Source organism: Pseudoalteromonas sp. NZS100 (assembly GCF_015864815.1).
Classification (GTDB): domain Bacteria; phylum Pseudomonadota; class Gammaproteobacteria; order Enterobacterales; family Alteromonadaceae; genus Pseudoalteromonas; species Pseudoalteromonas distincta.
The window spans coordinates 1-19,011 of sequence record NZ_JADYWM010000029.1 but is presented as its reverse complement, the minus strand read 5'-3'; the positions used below and the strand labels follow the sequence as shown (position 1 = coordinate 19,011).

At 37.1% G+C, this 19,011-nt stretch carries 20 protein-coding genes; 1 reads left to right on the top strand and 19 read right to left on the bottom strand.

Annotated features, from left to right (window positions below; genetic code table 11):
• Positions 1-13 precede the first annotated feature (13 nt).
• The 19 genes from atpH to I6E69_RS19330 form a co-directional block, all read right to left on the bottom strand.
• Positions 14-547 (bottom strand): F0F1 ATP synthase subunit delta, encoded by a 534-nt coding sequence (gene atpH / locus I6E69_RS19420; RefSeq protein WP_004335267.1) that lies wholly within the window; start codon positions 545-547, stop codon positions 14-16.
• Positions 548-563: 16 nt separating this feature from the next.
• Positions 564-1,034, bottom strand: a complete 471-nt coding sequence (atpF, locus tag I6E69_RS19415; protein WP_004335264.1) for a F0F1 ATP synthase subunit B — start codon at positions 1,032-1,034, stop codon at positions 564-566.
• A gap of 41 nt (positions 1,035-1,075) precedes the next feature.
• On the bottom strand, positions 1,076-1,309 hold the full coding sequence (gene atpE / locus I6E69_RS19410; RefSeq protein WP_004335261.1) for a F0F1 ATP synthase subunit C: 234 nt from the start codon (positions 1,307-1,309) through the stop codon (positions 1,076-1,078).
• Positions 1,310-1,365: 56 nt separating this feature from the next.
• Positions 1,366-2,223 (bottom strand): F0F1 ATP synthase subunit A, encoded by an 858-nt coding sequence (gene atpB, locus I6E69_RS19405; protein WP_197122013.1) that lies wholly within the window; start codon positions 2,221-2,223, stop codon positions 1,366-1,368.
• A gap of 14 nt (positions 2,224-2,237) precedes the next feature.
• Positions 2,238-2,618: an ATP synthase subunit I gene (locus I6E69_RS19400; RefSeq protein WP_004335240.1), complete on the bottom strand. Its 381-nt coding sequence runs from the start codon at positions 2,616-2,618 to the stop codon at positions 2,238-2,240.
• A 142-nt stretch (positions 2,619-2,760) separates the two neighbouring features.
• Entirely contained in the window at positions 2,761-3,687 is a 927-nt protein-coding gene (locus I6E69_RS19395; RefSeq protein ID WP_039488567.1) for a ParB/RepB/Spo0J family partition protein, read from the bottom strand.
• 20 nt (positions 3,688-3,707) lie between these two features.
• A complete protein-coding gene (locus I6E69_RS19390; RefSeq protein ID WP_004335235.1) occupies positions 3,708-4,493 on the bottom strand; it encodes a ParA family protein in 786 nt (261 codons plus the stop codon).
• Between the two features lie 14 nt (positions 4,494-4,507).
• Positions 4,508-5,128, bottom strand: coding sequence for a 16S rRNA (guanine(527)-N(7))-methyltransferase RsmG (rsmG, locus tag I6E69_RS19385; protein WP_039488568.1), 621 nt, complete (start codon positions 5,126-5,128; stop codon positions 4,508-4,510).
• A gap of 15 nt (positions 5,129-5,143) precedes the next feature.
• Positions 5,144-7,033 carry a tRNA uridine-5-carboxymethylaminomethyl(34) synthesis enzyme MnmG gene (gene mnmG / locus I6E69_RS19380; protein ID WP_197122010.1) on the bottom strand — a complete coding sequence of 630 codons (1,890 nt, stop codon included), beginning with the start codon at positions 7,031-7,033 and terminating at the stop codon, positions 5,144-5,146.
• Positions 7,034-7,461: 428 nt separating this feature from the next.
• Positions 7,462-7,911: an FMN-binding protein MioC gene (mioC, locus tag I6E69_RS19375; protein WP_197122007.1), complete on the bottom strand. Its 450-nt coding sequence runs from the start codon at positions 7,909-7,911 to the stop codon at positions 7,462-7,464.
• Between the two features lie 1,182 nt (positions 7,912-9,093).
• Positions 9,094-10,923 carry a hypothetical protein gene (locus tag I6E69_RS19370; protein ID WP_197122004.1) on the bottom strand — a complete coding sequence of 610 codons (1,830 nt, stop codon included), beginning with the start codon at positions 10,921-10,923 and terminating at the stop codon, positions 9,094-9,096.
• Between the two features lie 181 nt (positions 10,924-11,104).
• Positions 11,105-11,437, bottom strand: coding sequence for an excisionase family DNA-binding protein (locus I6E69_RS19365; RefSeq protein WP_197122002.1), 333 nt, complete (start codon positions 11,435-11,437; stop codon positions 11,105-11,107).
• 64 nt (positions 11,438-11,501) lie between these two features.
• On the bottom strand, positions 11,502-13,193 hold the full coding sequence (locus I6E69_RS19360; RefSeq protein WP_197122000.1) for a DUF927 domain-containing protein: 1,692 nt from the start codon (positions 13,191-13,193) through the stop codon (positions 11,502-11,504).
• A 467-nt stretch (positions 13,194-13,660) separates the two neighbouring features.
• Positions 13,661-14,023, bottom strand: coding sequence for a hypothetical protein (locus I6E69_RS19355; RefSeq protein ID WP_231619831.1), 363 nt, complete (start codon positions 14,021-14,023; stop codon positions 13,661-13,663).
• 29 nt (positions 14,024-14,052) lie between these two features.
• A complete protein-coding gene (locus tag I6E69_RS19350) occupies positions 14,053-14,253 on the bottom strand; it encodes a hypothetical protein (RefSeq protein ID WP_182395903.1) in 201 nt (66 codons plus the stop codon).
• A 295-nt stretch (positions 14,254-14,548) separates the two neighbouring features.
• Positions 14,549-15,022, bottom strand: coding sequence for a Panacea domain-containing protein (locus I6E69_RS19345; protein WP_182395905.1), 474 nt, complete (start codon positions 15,020-15,022; stop codon positions 14,549-14,551).
• A 2-nt stretch (positions 15,023-15,024) separates the two neighbouring features.
• Positions 15,025-15,999 carry a hypothetical protein gene (locus tag I6E69_RS19340; RefSeq protein WP_197121998.1) on the bottom strand — a complete coding sequence of 325 codons (975 nt, stop codon included), beginning with the start codon at positions 15,997-15,999 and terminating at the stop codon, positions 15,025-15,027.
• Between the two features lie 191 nt (positions 16,000-16,190).
• Entirely contained in the window at positions 16,191-17,057 is an 867-nt protein-coding gene (locus I6E69_RS19335; protein ID WP_197121996.1) for a phage integrase N-terminal domain-containing protein, read from the bottom strand.
• Between the two features lie 95 nt (positions 17,058-17,152).
• Positions 17,153-17,461, bottom strand: a complete 309-nt coding sequence (locus tag I6E69_RS19330) for a hypothetical protein (protein ID WP_197121994.1) — start codon at positions 17,459-17,461, stop codon at positions 17,153-17,155.
• A gap of 248 nt (positions 17,462-17,709) precedes the next feature.
• Between I6E69_RS19330 and I6E69_RS19325 the strand changes: the two genes are divergently transcribed.
• Entirely contained in the window at positions 17,710-18,939 is a 1,230-nt protein-coding gene (locus I6E69_RS19325) for a hypothetical protein (RefSeq protein WP_197121992.1), read from the top strand.
• Positions 18,940-19,011 lie beyond the last annotated feature (72 nt).

The window sequence follows — 19,011 nt, the reverse complement described above, 5'->3', positions numbered from 1 at the left end:
CTCTTTTTCCCAATTACGATTGTAGTGTTGTAGCTAAGCGGCTTAATTTACCGCGAATAGTACCGTCGATTACAGTGTCGCCAGACCTAATAATAAGTCCACCAACCACTGACGCGTCTTCACTACAATTCAGCTTAACTTTGCGTGCGAAACGTTTTTCAAGTGCCGCTACCAATGACTCTTGTTGCGCAGCAACAAGAGGAGTTGCAGAAATCACATCTACTTCGATTTCTTTATCGTATTCTGCTTTAAATTCAGCAAATAACTCAGCAACGTCAGGTAGAGCTGTCAAACGTCCATTTTCAGCCATCACCTTAACTAGGTTCTGACCTTGTTCGTTGAGCTGCTCAGCACAAAGTTGAATAAATAATTCAGCTTGTGCAGTAGCTGTAGGCATACCTGCTAAAGCAGATGATGCTTGTTCATTGCTGGCTACGTGGCCTGCAAAGAACAACATATCATTCCAGCTTTCTAGAGTGCCTTTCTCAACGGCAAGTTCAAAAGCCGCTTTAGCGTATGGGCGAGCGATAGTAGTCAAATTAGACATGCTCATACCCTCCTAATTACAGCTCAGCGACAAGTTTTTCAACGATGTCACTATGTGCGGCTTGATTAATTTCACGCTCTAAAATACGTTCTGCACCAATCACTGCCAGAGTTGCTACTTGCTTACGTAGCTCTTCTGTTATGCGATTACGTTCAGACTCAACTTCAGAGTGCCCTTGAGCAATGATACTTTCACGCTCTTGCTGACCACGAAGTGTTTCTTCGTCAACAATTAGCACTGCACGCTTTTTAGCTTGATCAATGATATCAGCCGCTTGAGCTTTTGCATCTTTAAGCTGTTCAGCAGCTTTCTTTTGCGCAAGTTCTAAGTCTTTTTCGGCTCTATCAGAGGCAGCTAAACCATCTTCGATTTTTTTCTGGCGAGCTTCAATTGCACCGTTTAGTGGTGGCCATACGTATTTCATACAAAATAATACGAACACCGTAAACGCAATCAATTCACCGATAAGAGTGGCGTTTAAGTTCACAACCGCTCCTCCTTAAATAGTAAGCTGTTCAAAAAATAAAATTAAAGTACGAACAACAATACCATAGCGATACCAACACCAATCATTGCTACAGCATCGATTAGACCAGCAAGAATAAACATCTTAACTTGTAGCGAAGGTGCAAGCTCAGGTTGACGCGCACATGCTTCAAGGAATTTACCGCCCATGTTACCAAAACCGATTGCTGTGCCGATTGCACCAAAGCCGATTAGTAAAGCTACTGCGATATACTTAAGACCTAATACTAGTTCCATTTTTTTCTCCAAAGTTTCAATTGTAAATTAAAGTTAAATATTAAAGGTTGTAAAAATTAGTGATTATCTGAGCTTGCCATGCTTAGGTATACAATCGTAAGCATCATGAATAAGAATGCTTGTAATGTAATAACTAGAATATGGAATACTGCCCAAACAAAGTGCAACGGTAGTTGCATATAACCGATAGCGCCGATCAAGATGAAAATCAACTCACCAGCATATAAGTTACCAAACAAACGTAGTGCTAATGAAAACGGTTTAGAAACGAGTGCAATCAGTTCAAGTAATAAGTTAAATGGTATCAAAATAATTTGAACAAACATGTTATTTGAGCTGAACGGATGAAGCGTTAACTCTTTAATAAACCCGCCAATACCTTTTATTTTGATTGAAAAGCCAACCATTAGTATAAATACACCCAGCGCTAGCGCTGAAGTCATATTAATATCGGTAGTAGGTACAATTTTCATGTACACATCATGTGAATCCATACCAAATGCTGTTTCACCAACGAAACCTGCAAATGCTGGTAAAAAGTCAACTGGGATTAAATCCATTAAGTTCATTAAGAACACCCAAACGAAAATCGTTAAGGCTAATGGTGCAATAAGTTTGCTTTTACCATGGAAAGTATCGCGTACGTTGTCGCCAACAAATTCTACGATTATTTCAATAAAGCACTGAAATTTTCCAGGTACACCTAGTGTTGATTTTTTAGCGGCACTACGAAAGATCCATAAAAATATAAGACCTAAACCGATAGACCATGCGAGGGTATCTATATGCCATGTCCAGAAACCACTATCCGTACATGCTTTATTGAAGGCGAGACCTGTATCGGTCGAACACATCTTAGCATTGGTCAAATGGTGCTGGATATGGCCAGATAGAGTAACTTCTTCTGCTGCCATGTTATATCCCAAAGTTAATGTTTAAAAAAAACGGGTGCGAACAATCCAGTAAAGAGCGCCAGTATATAAGTACTAAAAAAGGGTAATAAAATTACCGGAAAATGCTTCAGTACTAGCGCAAACAATACAATTGTTAGCATAAATTTTAATCCGTTGCCGCGTTTCAACGAGGCATACGCTTGATTTGCTCGACTTGCACCCATATGTCTGAATGCATAAAGACCAAATACAAAGTGCGGAAGTACTGCGACAACTCCACCAGCGAGTGATGAAAGCGCGGCATTGACTCCCGAACTAAAACAAATAATTACAGCAGCAACTAATGCTACAACACCCTGAAGGCAAATTAACTTTAATACGGCAAGTCGATATGGACTCGCTAACTTATCAGTCACGTTTAGTTAACCTTTATTGCGTTCTAATTGTTAGGGTGTGAAAACTGGCGAAATTATACTTAATCCTGCCAGTTTTGCAACTTGAGTAGACGCTTTGTAACACGAAATAGCTACAAATGTCCCTTTTTAGACATGTAGAAAACTAATGGTGGGTATTGTCTTGATTAATGCGATTTAAAATGCCGTCAAGTTCGTCCAAATTAGTATAAGAAATAACAAGCTTACCTTTGCCTTTTTTGTTGTAATTTATTTCTACTTTGGCACCTAGGTTTTCAGCGAGTTGTTGCTCTAACTGTTTAACATCTGGATCTTTTTCAGCTATTTCTTTAGCTGGCACTGGTTCTAAAATTGAACGAACTAACTTCTCGGTTTCACGAACGGTTAGTGCTTTAGCGACAGCTAAACGAGCAGCATCTGATTGTGCTTCTCCCTCAAGGGCTAATAAACAACGAGCGTGCCCCATTTCAATGTCGCCATGCTCTAACAGAATTTTTACATCACTGTTTAAATTATTTAAACGAAGTAAGTTAGTTACTGTAGTACGTGATTTGCCAACCGCATCTGCTACTTGTTGATGTGTTAGTTCAAATTCATTAAGTAAGCGATTTAACGCAACCGCTTCTTCCATAGCATTTAAGTCTTCACGTTGAATATTTTCTATTAGCGCAATAGCAACTGCAGCTTCATCTGGTACGTCTTTAATAATACAAGGTACTGTTTCAAGCTTAGCTATTTGCGCTGCACGCCAACGACGCTCACCGGCGATAATTTCAAAACTATTTTGTGCAATAGGGCGCACGACTATAGGTTGAATAATACCTTGTGAGCGAATAGAACTAGCAAGCTCTTCTAGTGCCTCTTCGGACATGTCTTTACGAGGTTGATATTTACCAGAGTGTAAAAACTCGATTGGGAGTTTTTGTAATTCACTGTTATTTGGCCCAGCCGCATTTTTTACAGCTTCAGTCACGTTTGATGTGTCTTGTTCCTTGCTTGCGCTCGGTGTAGGCTTTGACGAACTTAAAAGTGCATCGAGTCCTCGGCCTAAACCTCGTTTTTTAGCAGACATGTTATTTTTTTACCTCAAAGTTAGGCGACAACGGACGCTGTTTTTTCTTTTCTACGTAACATTTCACCAGCGAGTGCTAAATATGCTTTAGCGCCACTTGATGCCCGGTCATAATACATAGCAGGTGTACCAAAACTAGGTGCCTCTGCTAAACGAACATTACGCGGGATCACCGTACGGTATACTTTGTCGCCAAAATGTTGTTTTAATTGTTCTGATACGTCATTCGCTAAACGGTTACGCGGATCGTACATAGTACGAAGTATGCCTTCAATTTGTAAGCTAGGGTTTACTAACTTAGCAAGCTGCGTAATCGTATCCATTAATGCGGTTAACCCTTCAAGTGCATAATACTCACACTGCATTGGCACTAAAATAGAATCAGCTGCGGCCATTGCGTTAACAGTTAACATATTTAAAGAGGGAGGACAGTCGATAAAAATAAATTCGTACTGATCCTGAATTTTTTCAAGTGCGTTACGTAAACGCACTTCACGAGCAAATAATTCCATCAATTTAACTTCTGCAGCGGTTACATCACCGTTTGCAGCAATCATATGGTATTCGCCAGACGTTTCTTTGATAATAACGTCTTCTATAGGTTTATCTTCAATGAGTAAGTCGTAAATAGTTGGTACGTCGCCGTACTTATCTACGCCACTTCCCATAGTCGCATTGCCTTGCGGATCGAGATCAATTAACAGCACTTTACGTTTCGTTGCAGCCATAGACGCAGCGAGGTTTACAGCGGTTGTAGTTTTACCCACTCCACCTTTTTGATTTGCTAATGCGATGACTTTTGCCACGGTGTCTCTGATCCCTAGTCTTTAGAAAGAATAATTAAATGTCGTTGTGCATCTAACTTAGGTACTTCTAATGCAATTTTTTGCTCAAACTTAACGCCAGTAGGTAATGACTCTAGCTCTTCACTAGGGAACACACCTTTAAGCGCTATAAATTTACCCGAATGATCAATTAAGTGCGAACACCAGTCAACCATATCTTGTAATGAAGCAAATGCACGACTGAGTACGCCATCTAATTTAACACTTGGCTGATATTCTTCAACTCTTGACTGAACAGGTGTTACGTTATCAAGGCCAAGCTCATGTTTAACATGCATTAAAAAGCGAACGCGTTTACCTAGACTATCTAGTAACACGAATTGTGTGTTAGGTAATGCAATCGCTAATACAATGCCTGGAAGGCCAGGCCCTGTGCCAACATCAATATAATGATGACCAGGTAAGTGAGGTGCAACAACTAAACTATCCATAATATGCTTAATCATCATTTCTTCAGGTAAGCGTACCGAAGTTAAATTATAAGCTTTATTCCACTTATCTAATAACTCGACGTAACGAACTAGCTGTTGCTGTTGTTTTTGTGTTAGCGCAATATCAGTTTGCGCTAACAATGTAGTTAATTGTTGCTGTAACACTATGTACCCTTATCGTTACGCAGATTTGCGTAATAAGCCTTGCTTCTTCAGATACACTAATAATAGCGAAATCGCCGCTGGGGTGATACCAGAAATACGCGATGCTTGGCCAATAGTGTCTGGACGTGACTCAATAAGCTTAGCAACAACCTCATTTGATAAACCTGATACAGTTTTGTAATCAAACTCTTTTGGTAAAATTGTTTGCTCATGACGAAGCTGCTTATTGATCTCATCTTGTTGACGCGCAATATAGCCTGCGTACTTAGTATGGATCTCAACTTGTTCAAGTGCTGCTACGTTTGTAAATTCAGATCCTAAACCGTCAATAGCCATAAGATCGTTATAACGAATCTCTGGACGACGAAGTAATTCTTCTAAACTTGCTTCACGAGTTAATGGTGTTTTTAGTAATGTATTTACTTGATCAACAACGACGTGATCTTTATGAATCCACGTATCTTTAATGCGTTGTTTTTCTTTCTCAATTACTTCCATTTTTTCGTTAAATGCCTGCCAACGTTCGTCATTAACTAAACCCAGCTCACGGCCTTTTTCAGTTAAGCGAATATCTGCATTATCTTCACGAAGTAGTAAACGGTATTCGGCACGGCTAGTAAACATGCGGTACGGTTCTTTCGTACCCAGTGTTGCTAAGTCGTCAATTAATACACCCACGTAAGCTTCATCGCGACGTGGCGTCCAAGAGTCTTTACCTTGCACTTTTAACGCAGCATTCATACCTGCAATTAAGCCTTGTGCACCCGCTTCTTCATAACCGGTAGTGCCGTTAATTTGACCCGCGAAAAATAAGCCTTCGATAAATTTTGTTTCTAAAGACTGTTTTAAATCGCGTGGATCAAAGTAGTCATATTCTATTGCATAGCCTGGTCGACAAATATGTGCATTTTCAAAACCAGAAATAGATTGCACAATCTCAAGTTGTACATCAAACGGTAAACTAGTAGAAATACCATTTGGATATAATTCGTATGATGTTAAGCCTTCAGGTTCAACAAATATTTGGTGCTTATCTTTATCCGCAAAACGTACAATTTTATCTTCAATTGATGGGCAGTAGCGTGGACCAATACCTTCAATAACACCTGAGTACATAGGTGAGCGATGTAGGTTTTTACGAATAACATCATGTGTTTTTTCGTTTGTGTAAGTGATGTAACACGGTATTTGTTGTGGGTGATCTGATTGTTTACCCATAAATGAAAATACAGGTGTTGGCATATCACCAGGCTGTGCTTCCATTTTTGTAAAATCAACAGTACGTGCATCAATACGTGGCGGAGTACCTGTTTTTAAGCGATCCACTCTAAAAGGGTGTTCGCGTAAACGTTCAGCCAATGCAATTGATGGTGGATCACCAGCACGACCACCTTTGTAATTTTCTAAACCAATGTGTATTTGGCCACCTAAAAAAGTACCCACAGTTAAAACAACACTTGGAGCACTAAAACGTAAACCCATTTGAGTTACTACGCCAGTAACACGATCGTTTTCAACAATAAGATCATCACATGATTGTTGAAAAATCTTAAGGTTATCTTGGTTTTGTAATGTTGTTTGAATAGCTGCTTTGTACAAAGCGCGATCTGCTTGTGCTCGAGTTGCACGAACAGCAGGTCCTTTTGAAGAGTTTAGTGTGCGAAATTGGATCCCGCCTTTGTCAATGGCCTGTGCCATTGCACCGCCAAGCGCATCAATTTCTTTTACCAAATGACCTTTGCCAATCCCACCAATAGCTGGGTTACAAGACATTTGACCAAGGGTATCCATATTGTGAGTCAGTAGCAGGGTATTCATCCCCATACGGGCAGCTGCTAATGCGGCTTCAGTGCCAGCATGTCCACCACCTACTACGATAACGTCAAAATTTTCGTGAAAAATCATTAATGGGATCCTACTTAAATCAAACCGGTAAACTTCAAAAGGGAGCGTATTCTACCTAGAAATTGGCAGAAGATAAATGATTAAACAAAGAGCAAGATCTAAGTATGTGATCTCTAATAATATAAAGGATCTTTTAAAGAGATCTTTTATTACTATTACTACTACTGACCAGCTTTTCTGTTGATAAGGTTTAGATCTTCATTTAAAACATGAAATTAGATCAGATCTAAAGGTGTTAATATGATCGGATCATCCAGCAAATAAGCTCTGATCAAAAAGGCACCTTATGCACAGGGCTGAATCAGTTGGATCTTATCCCATGGATAAGCATGCTTTAAAAAGCAGTTTATTCAATCTTTATCCACAAAATCTATTAAATTATTAGTAAATTGTGGGTAACTTTATATATAACTTTTTACTTGATCTATCTATTTTAAGCCTGCTTTGGTTATCCAAGAGTCTAACCATGCTAATGCTGTGTCTTCTGGTAGTGCTTCATCGAGAATATTAAGCTCTAAGCGTTCTGCTACTTTTATAGCGCCTTTTTGAGATAATAAGGCATCTATATTACGTCCAGCTTGGTTGTAAGTGTCATAACTGGTATCACCTAAAGCGATTACTGAGTATTTTAATTCTGATAAATCATTAGCTTGAGTCACATCTTCAACAAAGCTAATAAAGTTTTCAGGATAATCACCTGCACCATAAGTAGATGTGCAAATTAACCAAATGGTATTTTGCTGATCAATATCGCTAAATTCAGGTTGATCATGTAGTTGTGTAGTAATACCAAGGTTATTAAGCGCGTCGCTTAGTTGCTCTGCAACATACTCGGCTGATCCCATTTGGCTGCCAACAATAAGATTTACTGAACTCATGAATATTAGTGATCACATTGGTTTTAATTGCTGCCTATGATAACTGAGTGTGAGTAACAGTAAAGTTAAGAGTGCTTTTTTGTATAACTATTTTTGTGCTAATTTTACTCTTATTTTAAAGCGCCTACTTAAGTTGTTGATATTATAAGGCTTAACAAAATATCTTTAAATGTAATCTTCTGATCAAGTTGTTGATAACAGTGGGGAAAGCTCTGTTTAAACACACCTTTTAGGTTGTTTAATAATCGCTAAGTTATTGATATTACTATTTAGTGAGAGACTTAATTGTAAATCTAGGCATAAAAAGCACAAGGTGATCATAATGTGGATATAAAGGTTGTTGATAACCTTAAATTTAGATCGAAAATAATTTTATTAAATGATCTAATTGGGCTGATCTAACGAAATTAATTAAAAATAAGCTTATAAACAGATAATTTTTAATAGATCATTAGGTTTTTTCGAGTGTGGTAGCTCAATTTACTATTTATTTGAGCTAAAAATTAGGTTTTGTGGATAAGTGATCTCAATATATTTAATTTAATGCGTATTTATAGCTGCTTTTTTTATGTATTTTGCTGGTGGATTAGTAGATCAAAAGTTTGACGCACTCAAATCTCGAGTCATTTTTATTAAAAATCCGCAGTGATCGTCTGTCCATATGTTGTATAAAGTTGGTTTTTTAGAGTGTTGATCTTCACGTTTTAGCTCTTAAATTGAGCAAATAACATTAGTTTTTATGAGCTAGGTAATTATAAAAAAGCTATTTATAACTAACTTTTGTGTGGAGGATAACGATTTTAAAACGTATTTTTGTTTGAAATATGTATCGGTTTTGACCTTAAAATGGGTGTTACTTGCGCTATTAATACCTTACTTAAAGGCTCTTTCTACAATCTAATCTACATAATCTAGCTGGTAATAATTATCGCTTTGGGTATGATTTTATTGGCAGAACTGGCAGGGATTGACGGTATAAATACATATTTTATAGTGAATATTTTACATAAAAAAAGAGCACCTAAGTGCTCTTATAATAAACATATATCTGTAATAAGGTGCTTATTTACCAATACAATAAGTAAAAAAGTTAATAAAAACAGTAAGTTTATGTTTTTTTGGTGGGTCTGTGGTGGCCCACTTTCGCATTAGAAAATATCGTGCAAGTAAACTAAAGGAAACTTACTCGTGTATTTCCAGCCATTTGACTAGTTCAATATCGGTAGTTTCTTCGTCACCTGAACGAAGTGCTTTCTCTCTGTTTTCTTTCTCTTTTTTTTCTTTCGTAGAGGTACTTCTCATGAGATATGTTGGATCCATTTCACCAATAATTTTGTTTGTGAGGTACTTGTATCTAGAGAAAGCTTCTTCAGGGGTTACGATCGTTTGTGCATTTTCCATCATATAAACCATAGCATTGAGAGTACCTCTCAGGTAATGCTCTACGTTAACTAAAAGTAGCTCTAATCTTTCAGGTGTATGTGCATTATGAACAATAGAGTTTCTTGTTCTATATATTCGATGGATTTGTAACTCTACTTTCTTCATGTGTTGCTGAACCTTTTCTCCAAGGAGGTAAGGTTTGTTACAAAAATGCATTAATTTATTGAACCTGTGTTTTGCGTATGGATATTTTTCTAAATTAGCTCTTATTTGCACTTTAATTTGTTCATTTTTAATAGCCTTATATAAATCTACAAGGTTGGCTGTTTTAAGATCTAATCTATTATTATCAAGAGTGAGTTCCCCCCACTCTAACTCTTTAGCAACACCCCTTAAGGCGAAAAGCTGTTTTATTGGATAATCAAGTCCAATACATGGCATCGTTGCAAATAGAACATGCTCATCATGGCCTAAAGTTTCTTCTGAAACTCCCTCTGTTATAGATTCTAGTGCAGACCAAAAGGCTGTAAAACGACTTTCAGATGCTCCAGGCTCTAGTCCCTTTTTCATAAATCTCATGGCAGAGCTAACTTTTTTGATTGCTTCATCACTACCTTCGGAATATACCCTCTCCATAGTTTTCATATAAAGTAAGAAATCACTAGACTGAATTCGATCAGATATACTTATTAGGTTGTCTGTTGAATCCCTGATAGTTTTTGATATGCCCCAGCCATCAGCGTCATAGCTTCTTTGAATGATTATTTTGTCTTGTCCAATAGCTACAGCCATAATGTCCAATGAGCGATGCAACACTTGTAAAGATTTAGAATGCGCAGCAGAATGACTGATTGCACATACTGTGATATTTACAGCGATGCTATTTCTTTTTTGATGGTCAATTAGATGGAATCTACAGTTGTTAAAATTTAATTCTCCCTCAATACCATCCAGAAATGTATAAAGCTTATTTGATATTATTTTTAAAGATACCCTTACATCTTCTTCTTGTAAGGTTAATTTCGCTTTGAATTTAGCAAATTGTTCTATAAAGGATTCGTTACGAGATAAGAAAAAGTTCCGGCCTAATAAATAACACTCGGTTAGGGGCATTCCAAGACTGTTTAGTGTGCTAGCGAGATTATTAGTTGCTACATAAAGTTTATCAAAGTCTGCTTCATTTTCATTGTTTATTAATTCATCTATTTTATAAAGTGCAATATCACGATAGTTTTTTTCTATCAGAGTTTTAAGCTGGTTTAATAGACTTACTATTAATTTTTTTTCTTTTTCTATCGGTTGGTTCTTTTCTGACTCTGATGGAATATTTGCAGATAAAATTTCTATCAGATGATTGGGTATGTTTTTAAACGTTGGGTTATCTAAACAAGTATCTGATTTAAATATTGAAATAAGCTCTTCTGCTATTATTAATCTTTTTTGTGGTGCTCTGTATTTTGTACCTAACTTATATAGGGACAAGAGCTCTTCAACAGCATTCAGAGAGTTATTAAATGTAACCCTATCACTATCAATATTACTTTTACTGGTTAAGCTAAGCCAACACTCAATAAAAAAAATTTGTGAATTCGTTAGCCCTTGGCGTTCTAATCTGGTATCGACTCGCATATTGCTCTACTTAATTATTCTGTTATACTTATACCTAATTAGATTAAATTTACATCAATTGCTTATCATAAGCTATTGATTCAGAAAAAAACGGTCTCCCCTTGTGACTGAGGTTTGTCCCGGCAAGGTGTAGAGACCCCTCATATCAATAAGCCCACACTATGTGGGCTTATTTTCTATTTTAGAAAAATTTCTTGTTTAGTGATTCTGCTGTCTTTTTGATGAAATCACTTTCGCTTATATCACCTTTTACCTTGTTACCAAGAAGCCATTGATCAAGCTCTAACCTATCGAAGAAGATCTTTTTACCATTAGGTTTTGCATGAGGAATAATGCCTTCATGGGTTAGTTTATAGATATAGCTTTTTGCCATACCTGTATAAAGTGCGCATTCGTCAACTGTTAATGCGGCTTTGTTGCTTAAGTGACTTTTCAAGATCATCTCTTCAATTGTATTTCGGATATCTGGTAATTCGTCATTCTTACGTAGTGCATCACTTATATCATTTTTCATGGTCTACTCTCTAAAATTTATTGGGAAAACGGGAATATTGGGAAAATTCAATTAATTCATCACTTTAAGTTGGGAAATAAACTTGGGAAAGTGTCTCATCTAAAGCTAAATCAGCCACAATTTGTTGTGGTAGCACCTTAAAGTAGCGACCACCAGGTGGCCCACCTGCGATTACTTTCTTGAATGTTCCTCGACCTTCACGACTTTCCAGCCAATGATTTTTACACATTAGTTTAATCGTATGAGAAATATCAGCTTTATAACTAACCTTTAATCCTTTCATAAATGCATCACGAGTTATGAACCAAGCAAGCTGGCGATCTTTTTCTATCGCGTAGCCGTAGTTATCACCCAAAAACTTACCTTCAGGTAATAATTTTCGTCGCCAAAGTTCTAAGGCAGTTGGTAATTGTTTTATCAACTTGTCATCTTCTGAATCACTAGAAGAGCCACGTATTTCGAGCCAAGCATCAAAGGCTTCCTTTGCGCTTTTTTCAGCAAGGCCTTTAGGCCAAGGCATAAGTCCAGCTGAAGCAGCCAATTCACCACTCACACCATGTAACGCAAATCTTTTTGCTGCTTCAATAACCTGATTGCCATTATTTTCTTTTGTTATTTCCCAATGGGTTAACATCGCTTTGATATTGCGATTTAAAAGAGTAGGGAGATCATCAATAGTGCTTAAGTACTCAACCCATTGTGGCATGACAGTGCCGTGATTTTCGTTAACGGCTTTCCAAATAGATTCAGAAAAGTCATTCATGTTGTTATGACCATAAAGATCGTCATAAGCACCATGTTGCCTTTGGGCTGGTACTTCTAAGAAACGGATTTCTTGACCTGCTTTTACGCCTTTATGTATTGATGAAAGTTTTTCTTCAAGTCCCATTTCACCGGTACTTAAAAAGATAAGTCGCCACTTTTTTCGCTGGCTTTGGGAACCATCTTTATTACTGCGTGATTTTGACATTCCATTAGCTATTGTATAAATGGACTGATCGACGACCTCAGGGTCTACCTGATGCAGTTCATCTAAGCAAAGCAGTAAGTTATTGTGTTCCACCGCTACTGCTTCTAATCCATTAGCGGTGCTTCTCCATGCATAATAGAAGTCAGTACCTGAGTACAAGCTTGCAGCCATGATTAAGATCGTTGTTTTAGATACTTTGGACTTACCAAACAGGTGAACACCACAACTGGGCCAATTTAACCAATGAAGCAGGGGGGCACATAAGCCTGTGCAAACAGTAAATGCAAGTAATGGGTTATTAATACAAAGAGTACCAACCTCTTTCTGCCAACTAGATAAGGTACCTGCGGAACTTAAAAAATCAGCTTCTTTTGTGCCTGAGTAAATAACTTGCTCTGCTCCATTACTTACGCACCAACTGGGTGTAACAAAGCTATTATTAAGCCAGCCTGTTTGAGTCGCGCTTTTATATCGTTTTTCTGGCCTTGCTTGAATCAGGTAAGATGTTATTGGGTCCCATATACCTTTACGACTTGAAAGTGCAAGGCCTGTATCTACAAGCAATTCTTTTAACACTTTACCTTGATCATTAATTATGTGGCGTCGTGGTATTAGCTTGCGTATGCAAATACCGTCTAAGTTTTTCCACTCAACAAGCAAGCCGTAGTCTCGAGTACTGTTACCTCCTCTGGAAATGCCAAGCACTTGAATTGGGCCACACAAGAACCTTGGTTCTGAATCGGCTGTTGGGGTGTAAAATAAACCTGTTTCTCTAAGCTCAAACATAATAAAGCTCCTTTACTTTGATTTCTTTTAGTTTCGTTTGGAGTTATTTGAGCAGATAACAAAGGTGAATGCTGGAGAAAGCTACCTGAACTTTTTGGGGGTTTTCTTAGCCCCCTTTAAATCTAGGGTTTACCTGATATGGGGTCTGTATTTTTGCATTAAAAAGTGGGGGAAATGATGTTTTTGTGTTTAAAAAGTTAGGCATGCCTAATTTATTGGCTCAAAAATTAGACATCAGTCGAGTTTGTTGAGGTTTTTCCTATTTAAATGGAATAGAACAGCAAAAAATATCACTATTGCTAGAACTAAAGCGCAGCCTGTTAGTAAAGGAGCCATTGCTATATTTTCCCATCTTTAATTGCTTCAAATAAATCATGCTTCAATTTGTCGTAGTGGCGAGTAGCGCGAATAGCCAACACCATTAATACCCACATTTGAAACCATTCATAATCAGTCATAAGTGCACCTTAATGTCTTGTATTACCTAAATAGATATTACCTTCCCAATTACAAAGCTCTAAAATCCAGTTACTAATTTTCAACCGTTTAGTTGGGTTAAGGCCTGTGAAAGGAAAGAAAACCTGATCGCTGCGACTTTTAAACGTGGAAAAGGGTTCTAGTCGAATATCCCAAATATCGCCATGCTCATTCATAACATCAAATGCAAACGCTTTTTGTGTGGTTAAAGCAATGAACATCTCTTCTTCCGTTTCATTGCGAAGATCAACCTCTAAACCTAATGGTTCACACTCGTCCTCAATACCTGCTAAGCGAATCTTCAGCTCATCGTATACAGGCTTAAATGGCCAAAGCTCTTTATTTGTCATCATTTCTTCTCTCAAAATTAGGCATGCCTAATTTACAGATAAGTATCGTAAAGCTCGCCACGAGCCTGAGCATCCTCAGCCTCTGCGCGAGTCATCTCTTCACCATCAGCAATAATGTTACCCATACCATCATCCAATTCATCTAGCTGGTCATTCTCTTCAGAAACTGATAGCAAAACATCAACAACACCTAGTGCTACCAACCCTGTTACTTTTAACGCTCTTTTCCACATACGAGACTCCTAAAATTAGGCATGCCTAATTCGAACGATAATTGGACTTACATTTAGTTAAGTTTAATGGGGGAAGTAAATCAATAGGATATGTCTCACGATAAATTACCAAATAATAAAAAATGATTTATATTTCAAAATTATAGGTATTCAGAATATTATAAATATTTTAAAGAGTTTTAATCGTGAGCGAAGTAACTGGAGGAGAAAATATTTTAAATATGAGTTGAGATATCAATTCCAAAGCTAGTTGCTAAGGAATTGATACGTCTAAATGTTAGAAATACCTTTATTTCTACGAAACGCTATTTGTAGTTCGGTACTGTTCTGCTAATTTCTCTAAGTTTAATCTACTATATCTCTCATTTGATGAAATAGGGTATGTTGAATACACAAAATTGATAAATTCGTTAAAATACATACTCTTGGTCTTATTTATTATCGTATTAAGTATATTTAATTCATCATCGTCAAAAGTGCTATCAACACTTTTACCGTTATATGAGATAACGTATTTATCACCACCATAACTCGTTTTTTGAGGAGTGATCGAGAATTCACTATCAAGGTTAGCTAAATCTGTTATGTTATCTACATAAGGACCATAGTGATTAAAAACCCAGTCAATATCTGTCATTTTCCGGTTTTTCATTAGGGCAGAGTACCAATCAGCCAAGTAAACTAACTTTGTTAATCTTGCTTTTGAAAGTTCACTTTTATGTGGGTAATTAGCACAAAAATATGCCATTATTGCTCGCAACTTATTCATGACTACCTCCCCTTTAATGTATCCATAATATCTTGATCAACAAGTTGATTTTGATTTTTTGCAATTTTTGCAGATTTATCGTACTTGATCGCACCCTTTACAAAGTCAACCATATAGCTTTGGTAATCTGTACAGTGTTTTCGTATCTGTGATACTTTTTGTGACTTGAAAAAGTCAGCTCTTACAGACTCTACTACTATAACACCTATATGTTTATCTGCATCTATAATTGATATAGCGACAAATTTACTACTTTTCATCGCCAAGTTATCAATCTTTTCTGAGTCATACTGGTAGTGTTTTTGCATATAACTTTTGTAGCCTTCAGGGTCATCTTTATATAACGGACAATCCTCTATATCTACGCAAATTTTATGCTGCCAAGCCTTACTTATAACACCTTGATTTCTTGAGAACTTCATTCTATGTTGCTCTGCGAAAACAGGATTTTGAGAATGCCTAGCCAGTAAATAGAAATGCTCATCTACATAGTAGTAGATTGTTACTCTTTCCTGAGAGCTTAAGTTCCATTGTCTTGAGCTTCCTTTCAGCCAGGTCTCTACCAACTTTTCTTGCAGCTCAGTGAGTTCATTTTGTAGTGCTTCTGAATCTTCAGAAATGCTGTTTATTTGATTTTTTAAGTCAGAAACCTCTTCATTCTCCGCTCTTAGCGTTTTGTTTTGAGAGTTAAGGTTATCTAAATCGTTAAAAGTACCTTTGCCACCATACAAAATAGCTATAACACCCAACAATATCCCTGACCAAGGGTTCCAAATTAACAAGCACAAGATAGGAAATAAATCATTAATATCATTGTACTTTTCAATAAAGTTAAAGCCGGCTGCAAAAGAGGCGCAAACACTAATTAAAGCAGAACCAGCAGCGGCAAAAAATATATACCACCATTGACCAAGTTTATTAGAAAACTCGTTTAATACTTTTGATTCACCTGTAAAGCCAAATCTCAGCTTCTTCACTTGATGTCCTAACAATAAATAGAGTAGCTCTTGATATGGAGTCTAAGGCACTAAAAAGTTACTGTAAATGATTAAGTTAGTAATGAAAGCCTGAATAGAACTCAAAATGAGCTTTGTATTTGCTATTTAAAATAGACATAAAAAAGGCGGTATCATCTCAATCTTTACTTTCTTAATAGGAGTACTTAATTTTAACTTCCCAAGTAAGCATAGGTTATCTTCAAACGTTCATGACCTAACTCTTGGCTAATTTGCTCACGGACTTTGGTATCGTGCTCATAATCAGTGGGCGATAGCTCTCTTCTATGCGGGCCGCCGTCGGCAGGGCATTTCCAACCTGTAAGCTCTAAATAACGCTCCCTTGCGTAATGATGACGTAATCCGTGATTTTTATTTAATCCTACACGAACAGTTTCTCTGTCATACTCACGCATTTGATCTACATACATTCGCTCAGGTTCAATTAGTGCGCCTTTGGTAACGACAGCAATATCACGAATGAGCTGTCGTTGAGATTCTTTTAAGATCGGAATTTTTCGGTATTTGCCACCCTTAGCCCATGAGCCTTTTATTTGCAGAGTGTTAGCATCTATCAAAGCATAGGATAAGCTGAATTTCATACACTCCTCTTTTCTAAGCCCAAACTCTTGCTGCAAACGCAGGGAAAGCTTGATTAAGTCACTCTTGATCTTGGCATGTTTATCCATGTCTAACGTTTTTGACTTGCCAATAGGGTTGTTGCGAACTCTTGGAATGCCGTAATCATCATTGCTGCGTGAACAGATATTAGGTTTACCTATTTTTTCGGCAATCCAACGCAGTGCTGCCATTCTGTTTTTAATCGTTTTTGGTGCTAGACCTTCATCTTGCCAATGCGTTACAAGGTGATTGATATGTTTGGTTTTAAGACCTGATGGATCTCTTAATCTATAACCATGGCTAAGTAGTTGTGCTGCTGCAAGGTTTAAAACTTTGCTTCGGGTAGCTCTAGTGCTAAAGCTACTTTCGCGGTGTGTGTCGTTCACCATTTGGTGAAGTCGATATCCTAATTGGCTCATTTCATGTTTCTCATAAATTTAAAAAGTAATTTTGAAAGTATTGAGAAAAACACCAAACCGAAGACCAGGGGGCGAAACGCCAAAATAGGTAAGTTTTAAAGCCATATGAACGGTACGTAACCGAGCATATTGTCATAAGACATAAAGGCTAACTGGTCTAAAGCAACAAAGCTGAGCCGTGTGATTTCTGTTGAAATACAGCGCGAACTACTGTGGTTTATATTTGTGTTGTTTATAGTGGGGTGGTCGTGTGACCCATAATGCTGCGAATGCAGCTCCTCAGGAACGTGTTGCGGGCAGTGAGTACGCCCTTTTTCTTTGTGCTCATTTCGAGCTAGTTCATAAATAAAATTATCACAGTGATCAGAGATTGCAACACCTTTTCGACGCGCCCAAATTTCCATCCCTCTTCTGGCCCTGCAATTTTTCAAGGCGGATTGGGTGTCGAGGCATCATGAGCAGTGGCCTCGACGGGCGACTCTGCGAGTCGTCCCTACCTCTTTCGAGTAGGGACGACTTATACAAAATAGGTATTAATGCTTCTAAAACAAGAATAAAAATTGTACTTTTAATGTTAGTTTTATAGATGTTAGAAAATTTGATTGATCTATTCAAAACAAGTTTCATGGAAATTAATGGTCAAGGATTAAAAATGCCAAAATCTCGTATAAGAAACAAAAAAAAGAAGCGTAAATCAATTAACACAAAGAAAAAAAATATAAAATTGGCTTCTTCAAGTAAAACCTATGAAAGTGCAAAGCAATCGCTAGGTAGGCTCTTTAGGAGATATCAATTTGAAGAGTTAGCTTACTCTATAGTGTGCTCTGAAATTTGGTTTCCGAATAGAAGTTGCTTGCTAAAACATTCTCTTTTGTGGGGCTCACTTTTGGAAATGAAACGAGAAGATTTTCAACAAGAGCCACAGATAAAAAGTTACCTCGACTTTAGATCTTTAATGTTGACTATGTATGGACTTCTGCCTGACTTTCCTGCTTCTGAGGACTTTGTTCCTGAGGCTGACTGGGGAGAAATTAAATTAGTTTTCATGGAAGAAACCTTACCTGTTTTGTATGGAGGAAGTGTTGAGAGAATAACTGATTTTATTAACGCCTTTGAAATTAGAAACAAAAAGAATACTCAAGCTCTAATTGAAATGCGATTAGCAATTGAAATACAAAGAGTATTTATTGAATCTATTCCTGCATCCCATTTAGGGAGTAATAAATATATTGAACCTGGAACATTGACCATTCCTTCCGAGCAAGCTTGGCAATCTACCAAAATAGCTATTGAAGCTTTAAATAATAATATAAATATTAAAAATCATGCAGGCTCACACCTTGTTAATAATGATAATTTTCATCTACCTCATAATGAGAGTGAGTTTACAAATAAAGTAGTTGATGGAAGTTTTCAAAACTTTTTTTTCGCTTTTTCGGAAAGGGGTTATTTTCCTGTTTCAGTGAGGAATTTAGCAAGCATAATTATAGACCGTTGGAGTGAGGTTTCGGAATCTTCAATCGATGAATTAACATTTATTTCAAGTTTGTCCAATTATATCAAAATAAACTTTAAAGATTTTTTATCTGGGCCACTAATATTACAAAGTGAATCCATTTTGGAAAAAATTGTTATACCAGGATTGATATTTAATGATGATTTACTGTACGTAATACTACCAACTTTTAATGATGCTCAAAAAACGAAAGAGCTAACTAAGTCATTAAGCCTAGCTTTCTCTCAAGGTGAAAATGTAAATCTATATAATCCTATTAGTGAAGAGTGCTACATATTACCCGAAAGTTTTAGTTTTGAAGAAGGTACTTTAGCTTTTTTATATGTTTCTTCGGTGGTTACAACCAAAAATCAGTTTTTAGTGTAGTGGTCAACTAATTTTGGCCACAGTTTTAGAATCTTGATATCTAATCTCAGATTCATTCGGCGCTAAACCAGC